The 22,256-nt window shown below is 35.8% G+C and carries 23 protein-coding genes and 1 tRNA gene; 10 read left to right on the forward strand and 14 right to left on the reverse strand.

Translation table 11 applies throughout. The features are described from left to right. The first annotated feature begins 60 nt into the window (after positions 1–60). From ribH to HAV12_RS04850, 6 genes are all read left to right on the forward strand, one after another. Positions 61–633, forward strand: coding sequence for a 6,7-dimethyl-8-ribityllumazine synthase (gene ribH / locus HAV12_RS04825; RefSeq protein ID WP_065450990.1), 573 nt, complete (start codon positions 61–63; stop codon positions 631–633). Between the two features lie 196 nt (positions 634–829). Beyond that, a complete protein-coding gene (locus HAV12_RS04830; RefSeq protein WP_205423350.1) occupies positions 830–1,027 on the forward strand; it encodes a hypothetical protein in 198 nt (65 codons plus the stop codon). A 309-nt stretch (positions 1,028–1,336) separates the two neighbouring features. After that, positions 1,337–3,247 carry a DNA mismatch repair endonuclease MutL gene (gene mutL, locus HAV12_RS04835; RefSeq protein ID WP_171568716.1) on the forward strand — a complete coding sequence of 637 codons (1,911 nt, stop codon included), beginning with the start codon at positions 1,337–1,339 and terminating at the stop codon, positions 3,245–3,247. Further along, positions 3,244–3,993 (forward strand): rhomboid family intramembrane serine protease, encoded by a 750-nt coding sequence (locus tag HAV12_RS04840; RefSeq protein ID WP_171568717.1) that lies wholly within the window; start codon positions 3,244–3,246, stop codon positions 3,991–3,993. The genes mutL and HAV12_RS04840 overlap by 4 nt, the downstream gene beginning before the upstream one ends. 45 nt (positions 3,994–4,038) lie before the next feature. Then, positions 4,039–4,902, forward strand: a complete 864-nt coding sequence (locus HAV12_RS04845) for a rhomboid family intramembrane serine protease (protein WP_171568718.1) — start codon at positions 4,039–4,041, stop codon at positions 4,900–4,902. 49 nt (positions 4,903–4,951) lie between these two features. After that, complete coding sequence (locus HAV12_RS04850) at positions 4,952–5,968, forward strand: endonuclease/exonuclease/phosphatase family protein (protein WP_240345270.1); 1,017 nt, start codon at positions 4,952–4,954, stop codon at positions 5,966–5,968. A 67-nt stretch (positions 5,969–6,035) separates the two neighbouring features. Here HAV12_RS04850 and HAV12_RS04855 read toward each other — a convergent pair whose 3' ends face one another. From HAV12_RS04855 to HAV12_RS04880, 6 genes are all read right to left on the reverse strand, one after another. Further along, positions 6,036–6,650: a WbqC family protein gene (locus HAV12_RS04855; protein WP_171568720.1), complete on the reverse strand. Its 615-nt coding sequence runs from the start codon at positions 6,648–6,650 to the stop codon at positions 6,036–6,038. Between the two features lie 87 nt (positions 6,651–6,737). Next, positions 6,738–8,312 (reverse strand): signal peptidase I, encoded by a 1,575-nt coding sequence (gene lepB / locus HAV12_RS04860; RefSeq protein ID WP_171568721.1) that lies wholly within the window; start codon positions 8,310–8,312, stop codon positions 6,738–6,740. A gap of 68 nt (positions 8,313–8,380) precedes the next feature. Beyond that, positions 8,381–9,082, reverse strand: a complete 702-nt coding sequence (gene dapB, locus HAV12_RS04865) for a 4-hydroxy-tetrahydrodipicolinate reductase (protein WP_132036500.1) — start codon at positions 9,080–9,082, stop codon at positions 8,381–8,383. 39 nt (positions 9,083–9,121) lie between these two features. Continuing rightward, positions 9,122–9,679 carry a DUF5683 domain-containing protein gene (locus HAV12_RS04870; RefSeq protein ID WP_132036501.1) on the reverse strand — a complete coding sequence of 186 codons (558 nt, stop codon included), beginning with the start codon at positions 9,677–9,679 and terminating at the stop codon, positions 9,122–9,124. Continuing rightward, positions 9,679–10,581 carry a ParB/RepB/Spo0J family partition protein gene (locus HAV12_RS04875; protein WP_132036502.1) on the reverse strand — a complete coding sequence of 301 codons (903 nt, stop codon included), beginning with the start codon at positions 10,579–10,581 and terminating at the stop codon, positions 9,679–9,681. Before HAV12_RS04875 ends, HAV12_RS04870 begins: the two co-directional genes overlap by 1 nt. A gap of 5 nt (positions 10,582–10,586) precedes the next feature. Beyond that, positions 10,587–11,354, reverse strand: coding sequence for a ParA family protein (locus tag HAV12_RS04880; RefSeq protein ID WP_132036503.1), 768 nt, complete (start codon positions 11,352–11,354; stop codon positions 10,587–10,589). A 334-nt stretch (positions 11,355–11,688) separates the two neighbouring features. Here HAV12_RS04880 and HAV12_RS04885 point away from each other — a divergent pair. Both HAV12_RS04885 and trxB read left to right on the forward strand, forming a co-directional pair. After that, positions 11,689–11,763 (forward strand) — tRNA-Pro (locus HAV12_RS04885). A gap of 151 nt (positions 11,764–11,914) precedes the next feature. Then, complete coding sequence (gene trxB / locus HAV12_RS04890) at positions 11,915–12,862, forward strand: thioredoxin-disulfide reductase (RefSeq protein WP_132036504.1); 948 nt, start codon at positions 11,915–11,917, stop codon at positions 12,860–12,862. Positions 12,863–13,063: 201 nt separating this feature from the next. Here trxB and HAV12_RS04895 read toward each other — a convergent pair whose 3' ends face one another. The 5 genes from HAV12_RS04895 to HAV12_RS04915 all read right to left on the reverse strand — a co-directional run bounded on the left by HAV12_RS04895 (position 13,064) and on the right by HAV12_RS04915 (position 17,384). Further along, positions 13,064–13,897, reverse strand: a complete 834-nt coding sequence (locus tag HAV12_RS04895; protein ID WP_171568722.1) for a GIN domain-containing protein — start codon at positions 13,895–13,897, stop codon at positions 13,064–13,066. 85 nt (positions 13,898–13,982) lie between these two features. Continuing rightward, positions 13,983–14,717: a head GIN domain-containing protein gene (locus HAV12_RS04900; protein WP_171568723.1), complete on the reverse strand. Its 735-nt coding sequence runs from the start codon at positions 14,715–14,717 to the stop codon at positions 13,983–13,985. Between the two features lie 3 nt (positions 14,718–14,720). After that, positions 14,721–16,442, reverse strand: coding sequence for a PspC domain-containing protein (locus HAV12_RS04905; protein WP_171568724.1), 1,722 nt, complete (start codon positions 16,440–16,442; stop codon positions 14,721–14,723). A 2-nt stretch (positions 16,443–16,444) separates the two neighbouring features. Beyond that, the gene (locus tag HAV12_RS04910; protein WP_017498072.1) at positions 16,445–16,777 is read right to left on the reverse strand and encodes a PadR family transcriptional regulator; all 333 of its coding nucleotides are present in this window, start codon (positions 16,775–16,777) and stop codon (positions 16,445–16,447) included. 127 nt (positions 16,778–16,904) lie between these two features. Further along, a complete protein-coding gene (locus HAV12_RS04915) occupies positions 16,905–17,384 on the reverse strand; it encodes a DUF4870 domain-containing protein (protein WP_240345234.1) in 480 nt (159 codons plus the stop codon). Between the two features lie 230 nt (positions 17,385–17,614). Between HAV12_RS04915 and HAV12_RS04920 the strand changes: the two genes are divergently transcribed. Beyond that, positions 17,615–18,067, forward strand: coding sequence for a DUF4442 domain-containing protein (locus HAV12_RS04920; protein WP_132036508.1), 453 nt, complete (start codon positions 17,615–17,617; stop codon positions 18,065–18,067). Positions 18,068–18,227: 160 nt separating this feature from the next. Here HAV12_RS04920 and HAV12_RS04925 read toward each other — a convergent pair whose 3' ends face one another. Beyond that, the gene (locus HAV12_RS04925) at positions 18,228–18,392 is read right to left on the reverse strand and encodes a hypothetical protein (RefSeq protein ID WP_164502532.1); all 165 of its coding nucleotides are present in this window, start codon (positions 18,390–18,392) and stop codon (positions 18,228–18,230) included. A gap of 129 nt (positions 18,393–18,521) precedes the next feature. After that, positions 18,522–18,884 carry a helix-turn-helix domain-containing protein gene (locus HAV12_RS04930; RefSeq protein ID WP_171568725.1) on the reverse strand — a complete coding sequence of 121 codons (363 nt, stop codon included), beginning with the start codon at positions 18,882–18,884 and terminating at the stop codon, positions 18,522–18,524. 129 nt (positions 18,885–19,013) lie between these two features. Here HAV12_RS04930 and HAV12_RS04935 point away from each other — a divergent pair, with 129 nt between their 5' ends. Further along, the gene (locus HAV12_RS04935) at positions 19,014–19,958 is read left to right on the forward strand and encodes an NADP-dependent oxidoreductase (protein WP_171571628.1); all 945 of its coding nucleotides are present in this window, start codon (positions 19,014–19,016) and stop codon (positions 19,956–19,958) included. A 96-nt stretch (positions 19,959–20,054) separates the two neighbouring features. On the opposite strand, the gene HAV12_RS04940 is transcribed toward HAV12_RS04935, so the two are convergent. Next, on the reverse strand, positions 20,055–22,241 hold the full coding sequence (locus tag HAV12_RS04940; protein WP_171568726.1) for a multicopper oxidase domain-containing protein: 2,187 nt from the start codon (positions 22,239–22,241) through the stop codon (positions 20,055–20,057). Between the last annotated feature and the right edge of the window lie 15 nt (positions 22,242–22,256).

Genomic DNA, 22,256 nt, shown 5'->3' on the forward strand with positions numbered 1-22,256 from the left:
AGATTGTAGATTTGTATTTCAGAATCTAAAGTCTAATATCAAAAATCTTAAATATAAAAGATGGCTACCGAAAATAAAAATTTATCAGAATACGATAAAAACACGATCCCAAATGCGAAAGACTTTCGATTTGGGATTGTTGTTTCTGAGTGGAATGAAACGATAACTGAAGGGCTTTACAATGGTGCATTTGAAGCATTGATTGATAATGAAGTTCCTGCCCAGCAAATTATCCGCTGGAATGTACCGGGAAGCTTTGAGCTTATTTACGGTGCGAAAAAAATGCTGCAGACGCAAAATGTTGATGCCGTTATTGTAATTGGATGTGTCATTCAGGGACAGACGAAACATTTTGACTTTGTATGCGAAGGTGTTACGCAGGGAATTAAAGATTTGAATGTTCAAACGGATATTCCGGTTATTTTTTGTGTTTTAACAGACAATAACATGCAGCAATCTATCGACAGAAGTGGTGGAATTCATGGCAATAAAGGAACTGAAGCGGCAATTGCAGCTATAAAAATGGCCTATATCCGTCAACAGGCTTCTATGTCACATCCTTTTCATCAGCCTTTATTGGCTTCAGGTGCTATTCAAATTGAAGAAACTCCGATTAAAATCGAAAAAGAGTAAATAGTATATAAAATTTATGGATGAATTTTTTTGTAAAACCAGAGTCTTTTGGGCCGTTTCCAGAATTTTTGTATCAATTCTGATTTTTTTTGATTCTTTCAATAAATTGAAAGGTCATTCTGGGTCTTCTGTGTTTTTGGTTAATGTTCTCATTTTTGCTTATGCTGTTTCTTTGGTGATAATTGCGATAAATGAAATGAGAGAAAAGGAAACAAATGTTTTCTTCCTTTTGTTAATTGGTATTAGTTCAATGGTACTTTCAGTATTTCTTGTTTCACTGACAATTGGGAGTTTGAAATCCGGATTTGGATTATGGCTCTTTTTTATTTTTGTTTGGATGGTGATGGTTGGTTTGAAAGATGTTTTAGGCAATCATTTCTACACAAATGAGTAAATTTAGCTATATTTAATCGATTCAAAAAGGGTAATTACCTTAGGACATTTTATGCAATTATATTTTGAATTGCTATAATAATATAGAAAAAGAATAAAGCGTATTTGCTTTAAAATACTAAGAACCTGTACTGTGTAAAAATAGTATGGGTTTTTTGTTTTTTTTATGACTGCAGATGTTCTGAATCACAATCAAAATTCATTAAATTTGTACACCTTGGTTTTTAAAACCGGAAAAAATTAACAATATCAATCTGAGATTTTCCAGTTGGCTGAAATCAAGGACAAAACCTTAAACCCAAATTTCTTAATGTCAAGTATTATTCAATTACTTCCTGATCACGTTGCTAATCAGATTGCCGCCGGAGAGGTAGTTCAAAGACCTGCTTCGGTTGTAAAAGAGTTGTTAGAAAACGCTGTTGATGCCAAAGCAACCGACATTAAATTGATTATTAAAGATGCCGGAAAATCGTTGGTTCAGGTGATTGATAATGGAGCAGGAATGAGTGTGACCGATGCACGTTTGTGCTTTGCACGTCATGCGACCTCAAAAATACGTCAGGCAGAAGATTTATTCTCCCTTCATACCAAAGGGTTTCGCGGTGAAGCATTAGCTTCTATCGCTGCGATTGCCCACATGGAAATGAAAACCAAACAGGATCAGGAAGAACTGGGAACACACATTGTGATTGAAGGCAGTAAATTTATCTCTCAGGAAGTAGCGGTTTTACCAAAAGGAACTTCATTTGCAGTTAAAAATCTGTTTTTTAATATTCCGGCACGCCGTAACTTCTTAAAGTCTGACACCGTTGAATTTCGCCACGTGATGGATGAGTTTCAGCGTGTAGCCCTGGCGCATCCCAATATTCATTTTACTTTTTATCATAACGGAAGCGAAATGTTCAATTTGCCCGCTGCGGGATACCGCCAGCGAATTGTAGGTATTATGTCGGGTAAAACCAATGAGAAACTGGTTCCGGTAAGCGAAGAGACCGAAATCATAAACATTCAGGGATTTGTATGCAAACCTGAATTTGCTAAGAAAAACAGGGGAGAACAGTTCTTTTTTGTAAACGATCGTTTTATTAAAAGCGGTTATTTGCACCACGCTGTAATGGCAGCTTATGACGGACTTTTGAAAGATGGTTCGCAACCGAGTTATTTTCTTTATCTGCAAGTACCGCCCAATACCATTGATATCAATATTCATCCGACTAAAACGGAGATCAAGTTTGATGATGAACAAGCCTTGTATGCCATTTTAAGGGCTTCGATTAAACATAGTTTAGGTCAGTTTAATGTAGCACCTGTATTAGATTTTGATCGTGACTCGAATTTGGATACGCCTTATCATTATAAAGATTTAGAGGGTGAGACACCAACTATTCAGGTAGATGGAACTTTTAATCCGTTTACAGACGACAAAACCAACCAGCATTATTCTAAATCCGGATCAGGATCCAGTTACGCAAGTAGTTCCGGCTCTGGTTCAGGATCAGGTTCGTATTCCGGATATTCCAAAAGAGTGGAACCAACTGCCAGTTGGGAAAGTTTGTACGTGGGTTTAGAAACGGAAAGTATTGAAAGTTCTCCTTTTACATTCGAAAATGAAGAAGTTACTTCGTCTTTATTTAACGATGAGGATGTAGAACAGGCCAGTCAGAAAACCTATCAGATTCATAAAAAATATATTGTTTCCCCAATAAAATCCGGAATGGTGATTGTGGATCAGCAGCGGGCGCATCAGCGTATTTTATACGAACAATTTTTGTTGAATATGACTGTCAATCAGGCTTCAAGTCAGCAATTACTCTTTCCGTTGAACCTGTTTTATTCTTCAGGAGAAATGGAATTGATTGAAGAACTGAAACCTTCTTTGGAAACAACAGGTTTTGTTTTTGAAGGTGCTCAAACCGATCATATCGTAATTTCGGGAATTCCGGTCAATATTACAGAAAGCGAAGTGTCACTGGTGATTGAACAGTTGCTAACAGACTTACAGGACGGAATTCCGGCGAGCAGTTACAGCCAAAATGATACAATAGCCAAATCGATGGCCAAAAGTTTAGCGGTTAAAACCGGATCTTATTTAACCGAAAAAGAGCAGGATAATTTAGTAAACGGATTATTTGCCTGTAAAGATCCTAATATTTCACCTTTTCAGAAACCAACCTTCATCACGATGCGTGTTGAAGATATAGATAAAAAGTTTGCCTTATGATGAACATGACTCCTGTAGTAAAACAATTGTTGATAATCAATATTATCTTTTTTATTGGTTCGCAATTGGTACCTGTTTCTTACGAATATTTCGCGATGTTTTTTCCGGAAAACCCAAGTTTTAAAGCCTGGCAACCAATCACGCATATGTTTATGCATGGTGGAATCCTGCATATTGCATTTAATATGTTCGCGATGGTTTCCTTTGGATCGGCATTAGAGCATTTTTGGGGTCCTAAAAAATTTCTGTTCTTTTATATCTCCTGCGGACTTGGAGCGGCATTATTACATACTGGTGTGAATTATTATTTTTTTCAGGACAGTATAAATACCTTAGTAGCGAACGGTTATAATAAAACAGATGTTTTGCAACTTTTAAATGAAGGTAAAATTGATACGAGATGGCAGGAATTGCTAACGGTTTCACAATTTGAAAGTTTTACGGGAACTTATATGGGTACTGTTGTTGGTGCGTCCGGGGCAATTTATGGTTTATTGACCGCTTTTGCTTTTATGTTTCCTAATGCAGAACTGGCTTTAATGTTTATTCCGGTTCCCATCAAAGCAAAATATTTTGTTCCGGGAATTTTAGCAATTGATTTGTTTTTAGGTTTTAGAGGTAATTCTTTATTTGGAAGCGGTGGTACAGGTGTTGCCCATTTTGCTCACTTAGGTGGAGCGCTAACCGGTTTTTTAATGATGCTGTACTGGAAAAAAAATCAATTTAATAAAAACCGTTGGAATTAATTTTTAACTTTAGATAATTAATTGTAAAAACCAAAAGAGAACTTTATGAACATTCTTGATGATTTGAAACTACAATACAAATTAGGTGGTATCGCAATGCGCGTTATTTATTGGAATGTAGCCTGTTTTCTGATTTCCTTAGTGTTCTTTTACCAATTTTCAATCGGGCAGTTTGCTTTTCCGGGCTGGCTGGCTTTATCATCAGATCCTGAAGTATTTTTATTTAAACCGTGGACATTTTTAACCTATGCCTTTTTTCATGATGGATTCCTGCATTTGTTGTTTAATATGATGGTTTTAAATTTTGCAAGTAATTTGTTTTTAACCTTTTTTACACAAAAGCAATATCTGGGATTGTACATTTTAAGTGCTGTTTTCTCCGGAATCATTTTTGTTTTAACCTATTATTTTTTAAATTATTCCGCTTCTATTGTTGGGGCTTCGGCTGCTATTATGGCTATTTTAGTAGCAACGACAACCTATCAGCCTCTAATGAATGTTCGTTTATTATTGGTAGGAAATGTAAAATTATGGCACATTACAGCTGTAATTTTAATTTTAGATTTAATGCAGTTGCGACTGGGTAATATGGGTGGTCATATTTCGCACTTAGCGGGTGCTGTTTTTGGTTTTGTTTTTATTAAATTGCTTCAAAACGGAACAGATTTAAGTATTATAATTTCTAAAATATTAGATTTTTTTACCAATATTTTTAAAAAATCCCCATCGACCCCATTTAAAAAAGTTCATAAAAATTATCAAAAACCTACAGAAAAAGTTACTTCCAGAATTGTTACAAAAGACAAAACCCAACAACAAATTGATGAAATTTTAGATAAGATTAGTCAATCGGGTTATGATTGTCTGACCAAAGAAGAAAAAGAGTTTTTATTTAAAGCTGGAAAATAATCCCTGTAATAAAGAAAGCATGCAAAACCTGTCGTGGTTTAATAAATTGATGTTCTTTTTGAATATAGTACTTACTGTAGTGACATTTAGTATCTATGTTTTACCTTTCTTAGCCCCGAAGAGCTTTCCGCTTTTGTCGGTGCTGACGCTGTTTATGCCGGCCTTTTTTGTGATGAATGGATTGTTTTTCCTCTATTGGGCGATTCAGTTTAAAAAGCGTCTTATTTTGTCTGGTCTGGTATTGCTGACCGGGATTACATTTATTAATAAATTTTATAAATTTTCCGGCAAGGAATATGTAGAAGATGAGAAGGATTTTTCTGTAATGAGCTATAATGTTCGTCTTTTTAATGTGTTTAAATGGTTAGACCGTGACGATATTCCATCGAATATTAAAACGTTTATAGACGAAAAAGACCCTGATATTTTGTGCATTCAGGAATATTCCAATTCTGCTCATATTGACTTAAAAGTGTATCCGCATCGTTATATTTTTATAGACGGTAATCAAATAAAAACAGGGCAGGCCATTTTTTCGAAATTTCCAATTCTGTATCAGGGCAGTATTATCTTTCCTAAATCAGACAATAACGTGATATATGCAGACATAAAGCTCGGTAAAGATGTTATACGGATATATAATATGCACCTGCAGTCGATTAAGATTTCTCCGGATGTCAATGATATTTCGGATAATATCGATAATGTAAATCAACAGAAATCACAGTTGATTTATACCCGAATCAGTAAAGGGTTCCGACAGCAGCAGGAACAGGCTGAAATTTTTAAAGAAAATATTAAACAATGTAAAAGCCCGATTATTATTTGTGGAGACATGAATAATAGTCCCTTTTCTTATGTGTACAGAAACATAAAAGGAAAGCTGAAAGATACTTTTGAAGAGGCTGGTCAGGGTTTTGGGGCAACCTATAAATTCCGCTATTATCCTGCGCGAATTGATTATATCTTTACGGATAGTAAAATGAAAGTAAAACAATTCCAAAGTTTCTCTGATTTCGAAAACTCGGATCATTACCCTATAATGACGAGACTTTCAATGGAATAGAGTAAGAGAGTTTAAATTCCAAAATTCTAAAAATTCCAAATTCCAATTCTACAAAAAGAGAATATCATTATACCAGTTTTTGTGTTTTTAAATAATCCATTGCAAATTTACCTTCGTTAAAAAGCAAATCCAGTACGCTCAGATTGTTTATAAAACCATGTTTGTCATCAAAAACCTGTGTATATTTTTCAAATGTATTGGGGTCTTTTTTTCCGTTGGCCAAAAATCTGAAGTCAGTAGTGTCTGCTGTCTCTGCAAAATATTCCGTTGTCTTTCCGAACTCTAATTTCATTCTTAGGCACTTCGTTACAATAGCTAAAACTTCCATATTTAAATCCATTAGGAAAGTATGTTGTTTTTCGAAAACAGGACGAATATCATCTTCAAAAAACTCAAAGAAAGGAGAGCTTCTGTATCCGGCTTCCAAAGATTTGAAATGTTGTTTTTGCCAGTCGAATTCATTCTCGATTCGCACCTCTTTTGTTTTTTGATGTGGTGCCTTAGAATGTTTAACAGGTATATTTAATAACTGAATTCCGTTTGGGCTGTAAATATAAGCGCGGTTTCTGTTGGTTTGTTTCTGAAAATTATCTTCCATTTCAAAAGTAATATTTTCAGATTGAGCCATCACTGCAAAGTGGCTGATTGACGGAAAATAGGTAGGAAGTAGTAGAGCGTTCATTGTGATTTATATTTAATCGGCAAATCGTTTAATCGTACTTTTAAAGAAACGATTAAACGATTTGCCAGTTCAACGAATTAACGTTTTTTATGCTTTATTTTCTTTTCTTTTTCTCCAGAAGAATTCTCCAACGAAATAAAGGGCAAGCAAAATTAAGAAGTACTTAAAGTAAGATTGGGGCTGTCCTTCACCGTCAACAGTTGTGAATACTCGGCTCCAGCGAACTTTATTGATTCCTTTTCCGTTGCTGTCCCAGCTCAACCAGATGAAGACAGGTTTTCCTACGATATGATCTTCAGGTGTGTAACCAAAATACCTCGCATCCAATGAATTATGGCGATTGTCTCCCATCATCCAATAGTAATCTTGTTTGAATGTATAGGTAGTGGCAGGTTTTCCGTTAATTAAAATTTCTGACCCGTTTACCTGCAATTTATTTCCTTCGTAATTCGAGATTATTTCTTTGTAAAGCGGCAACGTTTTACGTGTCAAAGCCACTGTTGCTCCTTCTTTCGGAATATATATAGGCCCCATGTTATCGCAGCTCCAATTATTGGAAGTAGATGGTTTTCCATCCTGATAATCAGGGAAAATACCATCTTCAGGACCTTTAGTGATTTGCCTTTTTACACCTGTAATTCCGGGAACATTTTTTAGTCGGTCAACACTTGCCTGGGTTAATGCTCTAAAAAACAGAGTGTCTCTGTTTTTACCTGTAAAACCAGCACCATCGGTAATATCTAATTCTCTTAATAATGTTTCAAAATCAATCGGTGTTTTGCCATCATAACCTACAGAGTAAGAGTATTGTGGTTTTGCTCTTTCAGGAAATATAAGTTCTTTGCCATTTATAAAAACAATACCATCCTTAATTTGTAAAGAGTCACCTGGAATTCCAACGCAGCGTTTTACGTAATTGGTTTTTTTATCAATTGGTTTGTAATAAAACTTATCAGCTGGAATGTACATATTGTAAGCAGTATCTCTGGGCCAGTTAAATACAACAATATCATTGTTTTTAATTTTTTGCAGAGCAGGAAGCCTTAAATAAGGTAACTGAGGCCAGCTTAAATACGATTTTATTTTTGCAAAAGGAATAGTGTCATGAACCATAGGCAGTGCCACAGTAGTCATAGGGACTCTCGGACCATAATTTACTTTACTTACAAAAAGGAAGTCACCAATTAATAATGATTTTTCCAACGATGAAGATGGAATTGTATACGGCTGTACCAGATAAGTGTGAACTAATGTTGCTACAATTATAGCAAAAAGCAAAGAGCTTACGGTATCAGCAGTTTTGTTTTCAGGAGTTAATTTTCGGTTAGCGTTATATTCTAATTTCTGGGTGTAGTTCACATAATAGATGTAAAATCCGAAAGTAAAAATGCCTAAAAAAGTATCCAAAGAAGATTTTTTTCCAAAAGTTCTTAAGGTTTCCACCCAAACAACCGGAAACATAATCAGATTGATAATTGGAATGAAAAGTAATAATGTCCACCAGGTTGGTCGGCCAATAATTTTCATTAAAACAATTGAATTGTATACTGGAATTGCAGCTTCCCAACTTTTTCTTCCTGCTGCCTGATATAATTTCCATGTTCCTAAGAAATGGATAATCTGTACTGCCAGGAAAAAAACAAACCAAAGATATAGTGTCATAATATTTTGTTTAAATGTTCGGATTAAGGTATTGAATGTGGAGCTTTTGCCTTAAACCTTAAATTATTTTATTTTAAATTTAAAACATCTTTCATGTTATAGATTCCCTTTTTACCCGCCAGCCATTCCGCTGCTATAACGGCTCCAAGAGCAAAACCTTCACGGTTGTGAGCCGTATGTTTTAGTTCGATATTGTCAACAATTGAGTCGTAAGTCACGGTATGAGTTCCGGGAACGTCTCCAATTCTTTTGGCTTCTATATGAATTTCATTCGTTTTTGCGTCTTCTAATGTCCAATTGGCATAATTGCTGTTTTCAATAACACCTTTGGCTAATGAAATCGCCGTTCCGCTTGGGGCATCTAATTTCTGTGTATGATGAATTTCTTCCATCGTCACTTTATAGGAATCGAATTGAGACATGATTTTGGCCAGATATTCATTCAGTTCAAAGAAAATATTCACGCCTAAACTAAAATTGGAACTGGAAATAAAGCCGCCTTGTTTTTCGTTGCAAAGCGCTATCATTTCATCATAATGTTCCAGCCAGCCGGTTGTGCCTGATACTACGGGAACATTGGCATGAAAACTATTTGAAATATTGGCTACGGCAGCGGTAGGAACACTAAAATCGATAGCGACATCAGCAGTCGAAAGTCCGTCATAGCTGTTAAATTCGTCTTTCTTTAAAACAATTTCATGGCCTCTTTCTAAAGCAATTCTTTCAATTACCTTACCCATTTTTCCGTATCCTAAAAGCGCAATTTTCATTTGTATATTTTTTGAATTTTAACCAGAAAGTCAATCTAATTAAAAGTGATAATTAAAAGTTAGTCCGACATTGGGTCTGAATGTCATGTCATCAGGGTAAATTTCCGGACGCAGTGATAGTCTTTCGTTTACGTTGAATTGAATTAAAGCCGCGTCAACATTGGCGTCGATAATGTTTAAGACATAAAAACCTACAACGAACAGAGCAGATAAATCCCTGTTTCTCTGGTAGAATTTCTGACCGGCAATAAGCCTGCTGTCATCTAAAAAAGCATAATCATCAGGAAGGCCTTCCAGTCTTTTTTTGTAGGCATCGCGATAATTATTGTATTTTTTATTGTTATCGAGGTAAAAGTATAAACTGGTTCCAATAGCTCCGTAAACTAATGGAATTTTCCAGTATTTTTTATTGTAAGCCTGACCAAGACCAGGTAAAATGGCAGAGTAAAATGCTGCTTTTGCTGGTGTAAGCGGATCTATTTCTTCTAACTTAGTAGTGTCTTTAGCGACTAAAACCGTCTCTTCTTTTGCCTGGGCGAAAAGAGAAACGGTTCCTATAAGAAAGAACAATAGACTTATGGGGACAATTTTATTCACTACCCGTTTATTAATTTTATAATTCTGTTAAAGTCGGCTTCAGAATTAAAAGGAATTGTAATTTTTCCTTTACCGTTGCCAGCGACTTTTATATCAACTTTCGCACCAAAATATTCGTTGAAGGTGCTTTTCTTAACTTCTTCAATTTCAAAAGAAGATTCTGATTTTGCTTTTCCTTCCGCTTTTGGTTTCTCGCCTTCATGATAATTTTTTACCAAAGCTTCTGTCTCACGAACGGATAAATTCTGACTTACTATTTTCTGGTAAATATCTGTCTGAACATCTAAATCTTCAATATTAATGATTGCCCTGCCGTGACCCATGCTGATAAAACCATCACGAATACCAGTCTGAATAATAGGGTCTAATTTTAAAAGACGCAAATAATTGGCAATGGTAGAACGTTTTTTACCCACACGCTCGCTCATTTGTTCCTGGGTCAATTGAATTTCATCAATCAGACGCTGGTATGAAAGTGCGATTTCAATCGGATCTAAGTCATGACGCTGGATGTTTTCCACCAAAGCCATAACCAGCGATTCGTTGTCATTGGCAATACGGATGTAGGCAGGAACCGTCGTTAAACCTACCAATGTTGAGGCACGTAAACGACGCTCTCCGGAAATTAGCTGATATTTGTTGAAGTCTAATTTTCGAACAGTAATAGGCTGAATCACACCAAGTTCTTTAATAGAAGTGGCTAGTTCACGTAATGATTCTTCATTAAAATTGCTTCTAGGCTGAAACGGATTTATTTCGATAGCACTTATTTCAAGCTCTATGATATTTCCAACAACCTTGTCAGCATTTTTGTCTTCTACTGAGGTAATGTCGTTTTCCGGATCTTTTAATAATGCTGATAATCCTCTTCCTAAGGCTTGTTTTTTAATTGCTTTTGTCATAAAAACTATTTACTGTTTTTCTTTATAATTTCCTGAGCTAAATTAATGTAATTAACTGCTCCTTTGCTGGTTGCGTCATAATTAATGATACTTTCTCCAAAACTTGGAGCCTCGCTTAATTTTACATTTCGTTGAATAACGGTATCAAAAACCATATCGTTAAAGTGTTTTTGAACTTCTTCAACCACCTGATTGGATAAACGTAATCTTGAATCATACATTGTTAATAACAATCCTTCAATATCAAGATCAGGGTTATGTATTTTTTGAATACTTTTTATGGTGTTCAGTAATTTTCCTAATCCTTCAAGTGCGAAATATTCACACTGAATCGGAATAACTACAGAATCAGCCGCTGTTAAAGCATTCAAGGTTAACAAACCTAATGAAGGTGCGCAGTCGATAATGATAAAATCATAATCATCTTTCACACTTTCCAATGCTTTTTTAAGCATGTATTCTCTGTTTTCTTTATCAACCAATTCGATTTCGATGGCAACAAGGTCAATGTGAGCAGGTATCACATCAACATTTACAGCTGAACATTTTATAATCGTTTCTTTAGGGGTGTGGCTGTGTTCAAGTATTTGGTAGGTACCAATCTCAACTGATTCTACATCAATCCCAAGACCAGATGTCGCATTGGCCTGAGGATCAGCATCAATCAATAATACTTTTTTTTCTAAAACACCCAATGAGGCCGCAAGATTTACCGATGTTGTAGTTTTTCCAACGCCTCCTTTTTGATTAGCAATCGCAATGATTTTGCCCATTTATTTTCTGAATTTTGAACCGTAAAAATACAATTATTTATGGTTTTTGAAAATCTATTTTGTTAACATTTAAGAAACTTAGGTTAACCGCTGTTTGGTGGGTGTTTGATTGGATGTGTTTTTTGTTTTTCAAAGAAAACAGCTATGAAAAGTCAGGTAGATAATGGTTAGTTTGACCTTAAAAAGTGTCATAAATGAAATTTTATTTTTAATAAAAAGAAATTGGGAGGTTTTTGCGGGATTTTTCAAATTCCGGTTATGAAATTAAAAATAGTTCTTATTTCTCAATTTGTTTTGGATAAGCAAAAAATAGTTATATATTTGCACCCGCTTACGGGGTGTAGCGTAGCCCGGTTATCGCGCCTGCTTTGGGAGCAGGAGGCCGCAGGTTCGAATCCTGCCACCCCGACTAAAATCCTTTCTGTATCTGCAGAAAGGATTTTTTTATTTTATATCTATTTTAGATTCTCTATTTTAGAATAGCAAAAACTGATTATCAGGCTTCTGAAATCCAACAATAAAAACTTACTTTTGCACCATCAATTTAACACAATTCTATTATGTCAGATACTATCGAAAAAATTAAATGCCTAATTATAGGTTCTGGTCCTGCGGGATATACCGCTGCTATTTATGCTGCCAGAGCTAATATGAATCCAGTTTTATACCAGGGAATGCAGCCGGGTGGTCAGTTGACTACAACAAATGAAGTGGAGAATTTCCCGGGTTATGTTGATGGAGTTACAGGACCTGAAATGATGATTCAGCTGCAGGAACAAGCCAAACGTTTCGGCTCTGATATTCGTGATGGCTGGGCTACTAAAGTTGATTTTTCAGGAGATATTCATAAAGTATGGATTAACGATTCAATCGAATTACATTGTGAAACGGTTATTATTTCTACAGGTGCTTCAGCTAAATATTTAGGATTACCATCAGAACAACATTATTTACAAATGGGTGGAGGAGTTTCTGCCTGCGCTGTTTGTGACGGATTTTTCTACCGCAATCAGGAAGTGGTAATTGTTGGAGCTGGTGATTCTGCTTGTGAAGAGGCGCATTACTTATCTAAACTTTGTAAAAAAGTAACGATGTTGGTAAGAAGTGAAAAATTCAGGGCTTCTAAAATTATGGAAGACCGTGTCCGCAAAACCGAAAACATCGAAATTTTACTGAATCACGATACTGTTGAAGTATTAGGAGACGGAAATGTGGTACATGCGATAAAAGCTTTGAACAAAACTACTGCTGAAGTTGTTGAAATTCCTGCAACCGGATTTTTCGTAGCTATTGGGCATAAACCAAATACCGATATTTTTAAAGATTACCTAAATTTAGATGAAACCGGTTATATCATCAATACTCCGGGAACTTCTAATACCAATATTGCAGGTGTTTTTGTAGCCGGTGATGCTGCAGATCATGTATACCGTCAGGCGATTACGGCTGCAGGTACAGGTTGTATGGCTGCACTGGATGCTGAAAGATATTTGGCAGCTAAAGAGTAAGTTTTAAGTATTCAGTCTCAGTTTGCAGTCTCATTTTCAGTTTGTTGGAATTTGGACAAGACAATAAAATAAAAAAAGTCCCAATCAGTTTTACTATTGGGACTTTTTGCTTTTTTAAATTTATAAAGTTTCAGACTAAAAACTGAAAACTGTGACTGCGACTACAAACTGTGACTGCAAACTGCGACTGAATACTAAATTCTACTTTATCTTCTTAATCAGTTTAGCTTCTTCAGAAAAACGGGTAAGCTGTATCGTTGGATTTCCAAAAAGAGAAAGTTCTGCTTTGTCTCCAACGGCTATCGAAATAGAGGTTTCTGCTAAAATACTCGCCGTTGCATAATTTTCAACAGTAACATTCGATTCTTTTAAAGTGAATTTTGTTCCGGTAAAAACAGAATTGTTATCCAGGCGAATGGTTGCTTTTTCAGCAATACCTTCAATAGTAGCCACTGCTTTCTGATACAAATCACATTTGAATTTTATCGCAGAAACCAATGTTTTGACAGAAGCGTTTTTACTTAATTGTAAATTGGCATCCTCTGCTTTTACGTTTAATTCCGCTTTTGATTTGTCATCAGCTATCAGGGAGAATTTTTTCGAATTTACATTCAGGAATAATTTTGAATAATCAAAGCTGTTAAAGGTAATGTCGTCCAGCTGAAGTTCCTGAATGGCGTAAATAGCAGCTTCATTTTTAGCAATAACACTCTTCAGTGATTTTGTATAGGTCACACGGACAATCAATTTTTTAAAAATGGAACTTTCTTTTGACGTATACAAACGAAGTGTACGGTCTCTTAGATCCATTCCGATAATATCGTGAAGATTGTCGTCTGCCTCGATTTTGATTTCGTTTTTTTCTCCTCTTTCTAAATAAACTTCTAAATTATCGTCGGCTTCAATACCATCAAATTCCCCGACTTCTTTTATAGAAGTGGTAACGATTTTAGATCCTTTTATTTTTTCTCTCTTTTGGGCAAAAGTGAATGTGGTAACCAATAATAATAGGAGTAGGGCTGTGTTTTTTTTCATTAATGCTGGATTTGATTTTCACAAATATAAAAAAATCATCCACTTTCGATGAATGATTTTTTTATATTTAACAGATAAATATTCTTTACCCCTGGCTGATACTTCCTCCCGAATTCGAAGTTTTCTCAATTGTTTTCGGCGTATTGTCGTAATTGATGCTTCCTCCGCTGTTGGCCTGAGCTTTCAGGCTTACAATTGGATGAACACTTACATTGGCTCCGCTTGAAGCTTCTGCCGTAACATCATTTGCCAATAATTTCTGTGCATTGATAGTAGATCCGCTTGAGGCCGAAGTTGAGATTTTCAGAGCTTTTCCTTCCACTCTCACCGAACTTCCGCTGCCGGTATCAACCGTAATATTGTCAGATTCCAGCTTCACATCCATAGTCGCTGCACTTGAAGTTTCCAAATCAATATCCATCCCTTCAATAATGCCTGTGCTTACTACAGAAGAAGCGCTTGAAGCTTCTATCCTGTCAATTTTAGGCATTTTTACAGTTACTTTTTTCTTGGTAACATCTCTAAAAGAACTGTATTTACATTTAATGATTAAAGTTCCGTTTTCAACTTTAGTAGTGATTTCTTTCTGTAAGTTGTCATCCGCTTCCACAACAATTTCAGTTGCATCGGCTTGTTCGATTACTAAATCGATCGCGTTGCTTACGGATATTTTTGTAAAATCTCCCTGAACGATTCTTTTTTCAGTTGTAACATTTCCGCTTCCTTCAATGGAGTTTCCATTAAAGTTACAAGAAGCAAACAATAAAGCGGTAATGGTCGCAACGACGAATTTTGTAATATGAATGATTATTTTTATCATGGCTTAGTTAATTTTGATTATAACTCCGTTTTTGTCAGTGGTTAGCTTTCCTTTGGTTTTTTTCCCGTTTAAAACTTCTTTTCCGTTAATTTTAACCGAAACTTCATTTATGGTATCATTATCAGCAGTAGTTTCTTCTTCAACATCATCATAGTCATTTTCTTCTGATGGGCAATTCAGGCATTTGATTTTTGAACCTTCTACTTTATAGTTGTAATTACCACTAAAGTGCAGGTTAAAGAAATCATCTTCTGAATCATCATAATCTTGTACAGAAGCGTCCGGTTTGAATAATTGCCCTTCCGGAAGGTATAAAAACACATCTACTTCCTGACCTCTGAATTTGTTTTTTACATCTGTAAGAAAATAATTATCCAAAATTAAATGATTTCCTGTGATTTGAAACTTATAATTGATTTTTTCTGCTCTTTGTTTGGCAGAAATAAACGAATTTCCTCTGGCACTTTTTTCTATTTGAAGAAAAGGAGCAGCTTCATCCGTATGTAAAACGTGCAAACGAACGTCATTTGAATATAATAATTGGTGGTTGGCCGAATCTTGTACGAATTCAAATTCTCTGTAATGATTCAAATCTTTTGCGTAATAATCATTGTATTTGAATTTGATGAACAAAGTATCTTTTGGACTGATATTGATTGCTTTTTTCTCTACCGTTTTATTGTCGTAGGAGATTTCCGTAGCTTGTTTGATTCCGATGCTGATGGCAATGGCAACTGCTATAATCCAGATCGCTAACAAAGTATATTTGGTAATATTCCCGATAGATTTTAAGTTTGGAGATAGCAATTTGAAACCTAAAAGGGTCAAAAAGAAGAACGGAATTCCAACAGCAAAGAACATTAACAAACCAAATGACCAGATCGGATAATCTGTAAAGTTTCCTGCTTCTACAAAATTCTGCCAAGGAAAATCAACAAAAACATTGGTTCCCAGAGTAAACACACCAATCAATAACATGATCAGAACACTAATTCCGGACATGATCAGGATTACGCCTAAAAACTTTGCGAAGATTTTAAAAACCGTCATTATAAAGTCTCCAAATGAACTACTTATTCTCTCAGCTCCCGACTTTACCTGGTTTCCCATTGCGTCATAATCTGCATTTTTAAATTTATCAGACAACGATTCGATTTCCTCGCGTACTTTTTTTTCAATGTTCGAAATAGTCACCGGCTCACCCGTCATTTCCAGTTTTTCAGAGGTTGTAACCGCTTCCGGAGTTACAACCCAAAGTACGAAATAAGCTAAAATTCCAGTTCCGAAACCTGCGAAAACAAATATTAGGAAAATGATTTTTATCCAGACAGCGTCAACTCCGAAATAATGTCCTAAACCGGTTGCAACACCGCCAACCATACCTTTTTCTTTATCACGGTATAATTTTTTATGCTTTCTGTTACTGTAATCATTAAAAGACTGGCTTGATTTTCCTTCGTCTTCAATGATGTAATCTTCCGGCTGTCCCATAACAGCAATCACCTCGTCAATGTCTTTCAATCCCACAACATGTTTTTCGCTTTTTTGTTTTTCTGTTAATAGTTCAGAAAAACGCATTTCGATATCTTTAATAATTTCATCCTGACCAGACGAATTGTTTAATGATCGTTTTATAGCGTCAAAATAACGAGTTAGTTTCAAATATGCGTCTTCATCAATGTGAAAAGACATACCTCCTAAGTTTATATTTACTGTTTTGTTCATGATTATTGATTTTGATTGGTGATTAGTTTTACGGCGTCAGACAATTCTGTCCAGGTTCCGCTAAGTTCGTTTAAAAATGTTTGTCCTATTTCGGTTAACCCATAATATTTCCGTGGTGGTCCTGAAGTTGATTCTTCCCAGCGATAATTGAGCAAACCGTCGTTTTTCAGCCTGGTTAAAAGAGGGTAAACCGTTCCCTCAACCACTAGTAATTTGGCGTTTTTTAAAGTGTCTAATATTTCTGATGTGTATGCATCTTTTTCTTTTAGTACGGATAAGATGCAAAACTCAAGAACACCTTTGCGCATCTGTGCTTTTGTGTTTTCAATGTTCATAATTTCATTTTGTTTTTTTTAGATTGAACAATTCGTTTTTTGATTGATGATGATTGATTGATGATTGATTTCGAATTTATTCTTTTGGAATGAGTTCGTATATCGTATAACTTTTAATCTTTTGAAATTACTTTATAAAAGGAATCGTCATAGGATACTTGTAATATTCTCCGTTTGATGTTTTTATAGAAGCGTAAATCACTAAAAAGAATTCAACTACTTTTAATAATCCGAAAAGTAAAACGGCCGTTGCTCCAATACTGATTAATCCAATGTTTCCCTCAAAATTAAAATTTCTGATTACGAAATCTTCGTCATTAAAAACAGCTTCCATTGGCAGGTTTTGAAGAAATACGATTATGAAAATCGGAATCGCAATTAAAGCCAGAACCAAAGTATAAAGCAATAGACTTAATTGAAAATTCAAGGTCTGTTTTCCGTGGTGATTTACAAATTCTGATTTGTCTTTGTAACTCGTCCAGATTAAAATTGGAAAAATATAATTTCCAAAAGGAATGATGTACTGGCTTAATGTACTTAAATGTGTGAATGTTGCAGTGTTCTTTTCTGATGTTGTTTCCATGATGAGTGGTGTTGTTGTTTCCATGATTAAAAGCATATAGTATTTTCTTATGCAAATATATGGTTAAAAGACAGTATCTTGTTTTGCATAGTACCAAATATTAACAAATTTTTAACAAATTCAAAATTGAATTGGGAAATAAAAAAGACTGAAAATCAGTGTCAATACCTTGTTTTATTACCCTTTTAGGAAAGTAAAAACAATTTATTGTGCGTGCATAGTTTTTTTGTATTTTTACATAAAAAATAAATCACATGGCAGTTTCAGTTTCCAAACTCAACAAATTTGTATTATTCAAATTACCATCGGCGTATATTTGTGGCGTTCGTGTAAAAGCGATCGATAAGGACAGTTGTATCGTAAGTGTAAAACACCGTTGGATCAACCAGAATCCTTTTAATTCGATGTATTTCGCTGTTCAGGCAATGGCCGCCGAATTAACAACGGGAGCTTTGGTTATTTCTCAAATCCAGGAAAGCGGAAAAAAAATTTCCATGCTGGTGGCCAATAATAAAGGAAACTTTACTAAAAAAGCAACAGGCAGAATTACATTTGTTTGTAATGATGGGCATTTAATTGCCGAAGCCATTGAAAAGACAATTGCAACAGGCGAGGGACAAACCTTCTGGATGAAATCGATTGGAACAGATGAAAAAGGAATTCAGGTTTCAGAAATGGATTTTGAATGGAGCGTTCGTATTAAATAGTTTTTTTTGCCACGAATTTCACGAATTTCCACTAATTATTTTTTACAAAATGCATCAGCATTTTGAATTTGTGAAAATTCGTGAAATTCGTGGCAAAAAAAATACGCATAAAAAAAGACCTCAAATAGTTGAGGTCTTTTTTTATGGAATAAATGCCATCTTATTTTTTAACGCAACACGTTTTTTTGTCTTTTTTTACTGCATCTGTTTTTGTGCAGCAAGATTCTTTTTTAGCTTTTTCTTTTTTTGCTGCTGGTTTAGTTTCCTGCGCTACTATGCCAATTGAAAATAAAGCCACAGTCAGAAAGGTAATTACTTTTGTCATTTTTTTGTTTTTTGGTGTTGATGATTCAATTTTGATTCATCAAATATAACGCGAATTGGGATTTGTAAGAATAATTAAGTTGTTAATGTTTTTGTAAATATGCAAACAATCAGGTATCCCCAAACCTTGTTAATTTGTTTTTGCCACCATCGTCTCTTTCAAACGCTGCTTATCTCCCCATTCTTTCAAATGATTGATAAACGGAATCAGTTCCATGCCAATGTCGGTTAAAGAATATTCTACTTTTGGCGGCACTTCATGGTACACTTTTCTGGAGACCAATTCATCCTCTTCGAGTTCTCTTAAAGTCTGGGTCAGCATTTTGGGCGTTACATCCACAAGAGTTTTTCGTAATTCGCCGTAACGTAGGATATTTTTATTACTCAAATTCCATAAAATTCTTCCTTTGTATTTACCGCCAATTCTCTTAAAAGCGTAGTCAACGGAGCAAACTACATCTGTACAACCGTCTGTATAATTATTTTTTGCCATTTTTTTAATTTTTAAATCATTGATAATCAATAATAGTATACTTTTGGTACGTAGAGTACAAAAAAGTGCATACTTGTGACAAAGATACTGATATTATACTTTTGTACTTTAATTTTAAAATAAATTATGATGAAAGCAATTATATTGAATGAAGCGGGACCAGTATCCAACTTTAAATATGTAGATATTCCGAAACCGGAAATTAAAGCTGATGAAGTTTTAGTAAAAGTAAGTGTCTTGAGTATCAATCCGGTTGATTACAAAACAAGGTCTTCTGAAGGTGGGATCAAACGTTTTTTTGAAGACGAACGTCCGGTTATTTTAGGCTGGGATTTGTCCGGGACCATAGTGGAAGCCGGGAAAGAGGTGACGGATTTTAAACTAAACGATGAAGTATTCGGAATGGTAAACTTTCCCGGAAAAGGAAAAGCTTATGCAGAATATGTTGCGGTTCCGGCTTCGCATTTGGCTTTAAAACCGGAAAGTATTTCGCATGAAGAAGCGGCAGCTGGAACACTTGCTTTGCTTACAGCCTGGCAGGCTCTGGTTACGAACGGAAAAATAAAAGAAGGGGATAAAGTTTTAATTCATGGCGCATCGGGCGGAGTAGGGCATTATGCCACACAAATTGCCAGACACTTTAAAGCGCATGTAATCGGAACTTCCTCTGAGAAAAATAAAGAGTTTGTTTTGCAAAACGGAGCTGATCAGCATATTGATTATACCAAAACAGATTTTGAAAAGGAAGTTTCTGATGTGGATTTGGTTTTAAATTCAATTTCAGATGCAATCAACAATCGTTCGGTCGATGTGGTAAAACCAGGCGGAAAAATCATTTATATTTTAGGTGCAATTGCTCCGGAATATGCAGAAAAAGCCAAAAACAAGAATGTGGATTTATTTGCTATTCTGGTTGAATCTTCCGGTGCCGATATGAAGGCTGTTGCTGATTTAATGCAAAAAGGAAGTATCAAATCGCATGTGTCACAAATATTTTCATTTGATGAAATGGACAAAGCACATTTGCAATTAGAGACCGGAAGAACAGTGGGTAAAATTGTAATTAAACTTTAAGGGCACCCATTTTCATAAAAAAACATCTGTTCATACTAGACTACGAACGGATGTTTTTTTATGAAAATACAATAAGAACAGTTTAAAATCTAACGGCTAATAATTCAGATTGACTCCAAATCCAATTCCCATATCGCTGTCATAATGCGTTGTAATTCCGAAGTTTCTCGCCACGATATATTTCAGGCCGGCCATATATTCTTTATCGGTATTCCACATTAAGTTCATACGTAAACGTTTCGAAAGTGGAATGTCTTTTCGTTCCAGTTGAAAACGTACATTTCCATCGGTATAAACCTCTACCTGAGCTTTTATAAGCATTGGTAACGTATATTCAAGACCCGCGCTAAAAACAGAACGATTGTCTTTGGTATTAGACTGGCCGAAAAGATTTTGTTCCTGTTCGTCCATTCCCATTTTTCTGTAACGCCAGTCAAAACCGATAAAAGGCATCAGCCATTGATTTTTTCCAATGTAGCGCCCAACGTGTGTCTCTGTTTCGTAACCATGACTATCGTTGTAGCCCAGTCTCCATTCGGTTCCGATGCTCCAGCGGGTGCTGCTGAACATTGCTTCACCGTCATTTCCGTTTGTAGCGAAATCATTTTCTGCCATAAAATGAAACATTCTGTCGTCCATTTTTAGCATTTTATAAGCCATTTTCGGATCACGAATCAGCGGATTCGGTGCTGAATTTTCATAACTGAAAATACGTCCCATTCCTGCCATCATGTGGTACAAAATGTGGCAGTGAAAAAACCAGTCCCCATCTGCATTGGCCTGAAATTCGATTGTATCGGTTTCCATCGGCATAATGTCAATTACATTTTTCAGCGGCGCATAATCGCCCTGCTCGTTCAGGATTCTGAAATCGTGTCCGTGTAAATGCATGGGGTGCCGCATCATCGATCCGTTGTACAATACAATGCGTACATTTTCTCCTTTTTTGATTAAGATTTTATCGGTTTCAGAAATCACTTTATTATCCAGACTCCACACATAGCGATTCATATTTCCGGACAATTCAAAACGCAATTCCTTAACGGGAGCATCTTTCGGGAGATTGGTTTTGGTGGGTGATTTCAGCATTGCATAATTTAAGGTTACTATTTCAGCAGTTTCAGTGCTGTCATTATCCATTTGCATGCCTTCTGTGTGTTCGGAAGTATTCATCGGTTTTGAACTTTCATCTTCTCCTGTAATTTCAGGATACATTACGGCATTCATATCCATTTTATTCAGGGACATTTGCATGCCCATGTCATTCATTTCGCCGTTCATTTTCATCATGCCGTTCATCATTTTCATTCCTTCGAAATATTTTAGTTTCGAAAGAGGTACAACAGGCTGTTGAATTCCGTCTCCCAGAAATAAAGATGCCGATCCCGTTCTGTCTTCGGCTGTAGCCAAAAAAGCAAAGGATTTTTTATCTTCCGGAATGGTAACAATAATATCATATGTTTCAGAAACCGCAATAATAAGGCGATCTACTGCTACAGGTTCAACATCGTTCCCGTCACTGGCTACAACGGTTATTTTTCCGCCTCCGTAAGTTAGCCAGAAATAACTGGAAGCACCGCCGTTTGCAATTCTGAGCCTGACTTTTGCTCCGGGCTTAAATTGTGAAAGCTGCTCCTGATTTTTTCCATTGATTAAAAACTTCTCATAATAGACATCGCTCACATCCATGGCATTCATTCGTTTCCATTCGTTGGTGACTTTGGTTGAAAAATAGCCTTGTTTCAGGGCTTCGGCATAACTTTGCGTTGTTCCTTTTTTTATCGCAAACCAATCGTTGGCATTGTGCAGCATTCGTTGCACGTTTTCGGGTTTTAAGTCCGTCCATTCGCTCAAAATAACAGGAACGGTTGGCAGGTCATCAATGCCTTTTCTGAAAGTCGGATCGTCTTTCTTTTTATTGATGATGAAAAGTCCGTACAAACCTACTTGTTCCTGAAGACCGGAATGGCTGTGGTACCAGTAGGTCCCGTTTTGAATAATAGGAAAACTGTATTTATGTGTGGTCTTGGGCGCAATCGGCATTTGGGTCAGATACGGAACACCGTCTTCTTTATTGGGTAAAAATAAACCATGCCAATGCAGCGAAGTGCTTTCTTTTAATTCGTTATGGACATAAATTTCTGCAACATCTCCTTCCGTAAAAGTAAGAGTGGGCATTGGAATTTGTCCGTTTACTGCAAAAGCATGTTTTTCCTTGCCTGAAAAATTGACAATCGTATCCCGTACGTATAAGTCATAACGTACCACCTTTTGTGAAAGCATGATTTGTATGCTAAA

The organism is Flavobacterium sp. CLA17 (assembly GCF_013112255.2).
GTDB classification, from domain to species: Bacteria; Bacteroidota; Bacteroidia; order Flavobacteriales; family Flavobacteriaceae; genus Flavobacterium; species Flavobacterium circumlabens.

What these genes read in the sequence shown, in the direction of transcription:
- ribH (WP_065450990.1), top strand. Translation starts at nt 61, where the DNA reads ATGGCTACCGAAAATAAAAATTTATCAGAATACGATAAAAACACGATC.
- HAV12_RS04830 (WP_205423350.1), top strand. Translation starts at nt 830, where the DNA reads ATGAGAGAAAAGGAAACAAATGTTTTCTTCCTTTTGTTAATTGGTATT.
- mutL (WP_171568716.1), top strand. Translation starts at nt 1,337, where the DNA reads ATGTCAAGTATTATTCAATTACTTCCTGATCACGTTGCTAATCAGATT.
- HAV12_RS04840 (WP_171568717.1), top strand. Translation starts at nt 3,244, where the DNA reads ATGATGAACATGACTCCTGTAGTAAAACAATTGTTGATAATCAATATT.
- HAV12_RS04845 (WP_171568718.1), top strand. Translation starts at nt 4,039, where the DNA reads ATGAACATTCTTGATGATTTGAAACTACAATACAAATTAGGTGGTATC.
- HAV12_RS04850 (WP_240345270.1), top strand. Translation starts at nt 4,952, where the DNA reads ATGTTCTTTTTGAATATAGTACTTACTGTAGTGACATTTAGTATCTAT.
- HAV12_RS04855 (WP_171568720.1), bottom strand. Translation starts at nt 6,650, where the DNA reads ATGAACGCTCTACTACTTCCTACCTATTTTCCGTCAATCAGCCACTTT.
- lepB (WP_171568721.1), bottom strand. Translation starts at nt 8,312, where the DNA reads ATGACACTATATCTTTGGTTTGTTTTTTTCCTGGCAGTACAGATTATC.
- dapB (WP_132036500.1), bottom strand. Translation starts at nt 9,082, where the DNA reads ATGAAAATTGCGCTTTTAGGATACGGAAAAATGGGTAAGGTAATTGAA.
- HAV12_RS04875 (WP_132036502.1), bottom strand. Translation starts at nt 10,581, where the DNA reads ATGACAAAAGCAATTAAAAAACAAGCCTTAGGAAGAGGATTATCAGCA.
- HAV12_RS04880 (WP_132036503.1), bottom strand. Translation starts at nt 11,354, where the DNA reads ATGGGCAAAATCATTGCGATTGCTAATCAAAAAGGAGGCGTTGGAAAA.
- trxB (WP_132036504.1), top strand. Translation starts at nt 11,915, where the DNA reads ATGTCAGATACTATCGAAAAAATTAAATGCCTAATTATAGGTTCTGGT.
- HAV12_RS04895 (WP_171568722.1), bottom strand. Translation starts at nt 13,897, where the DNA reads ATGAAAAAAAACACAGCCCTACTCCTATTATTATTGGTTACCACATTC.
- HAV12_RS04900 (WP_171568723.1), bottom strand. Translation starts at nt 14,717, where the DNA reads ATGATAAAAATAATCATTCATATTACAAAATTCGTCGTTGCGACCATT.
- HAV12_RS04905 (WP_171568724.1), bottom strand. Translation starts at nt 16,442, where the DNA reads ATGAACAAAACAGTAAATATAAACTTAGGAGGTATGTCTTTTCACATT.
- HAV12_RS04910 (WP_017498072.1), bottom strand. Translation starts at nt 16,777, where the DNA reads ATGAACATTGAAAACACAAAAGCACAGATGCGCAAAGGTGTTCTTGAG.
- HAV12_RS04915 (WP_240345234.1), bottom strand. Translation starts at nt 17,384, where the DNA reads ATGGAAACAACAACACCACTCATCATGGAAACAACATCAGAAAAGAAC.
- HAV12_RS04920 (WP_132036508.1), top strand. Translation starts at nt 17,615, where the DNA reads ATGGCAGTTTCAGTTTCCAAACTCAACAAATTTGTATTATTCAAATTA.
- HAV12_RS04925 (WP_164502532.1), bottom strand. Translation starts at nt 18,392, where the DNA reads ATGACAAAAGTAATTACCTTTCTGACTGTGGCTTTATTTTCAATTGGC.
- HAV12_RS04930 (WP_171568725.1), bottom strand. Translation starts at nt 18,884, where the DNA reads ATGGCAAAAAATAATTATACAGACGGTTGTACAGATGTAGTTTGCTCC.
- HAV12_RS04935 (WP_171571628.1), top strand. Translation starts at nt 19,014, where the DNA reads ATGAAAGCAATTATATTGAATGAAGCGGGACCAGTATCCAACTTTAAA.
- HAV12_RS04940 (WP_171568726.1), bottom strand. Translation starts at nt 22,241, where the DNA reads ATGCTTTCACAAAAGGTGGTACGTTATGACTTATACGTACGGGATACG.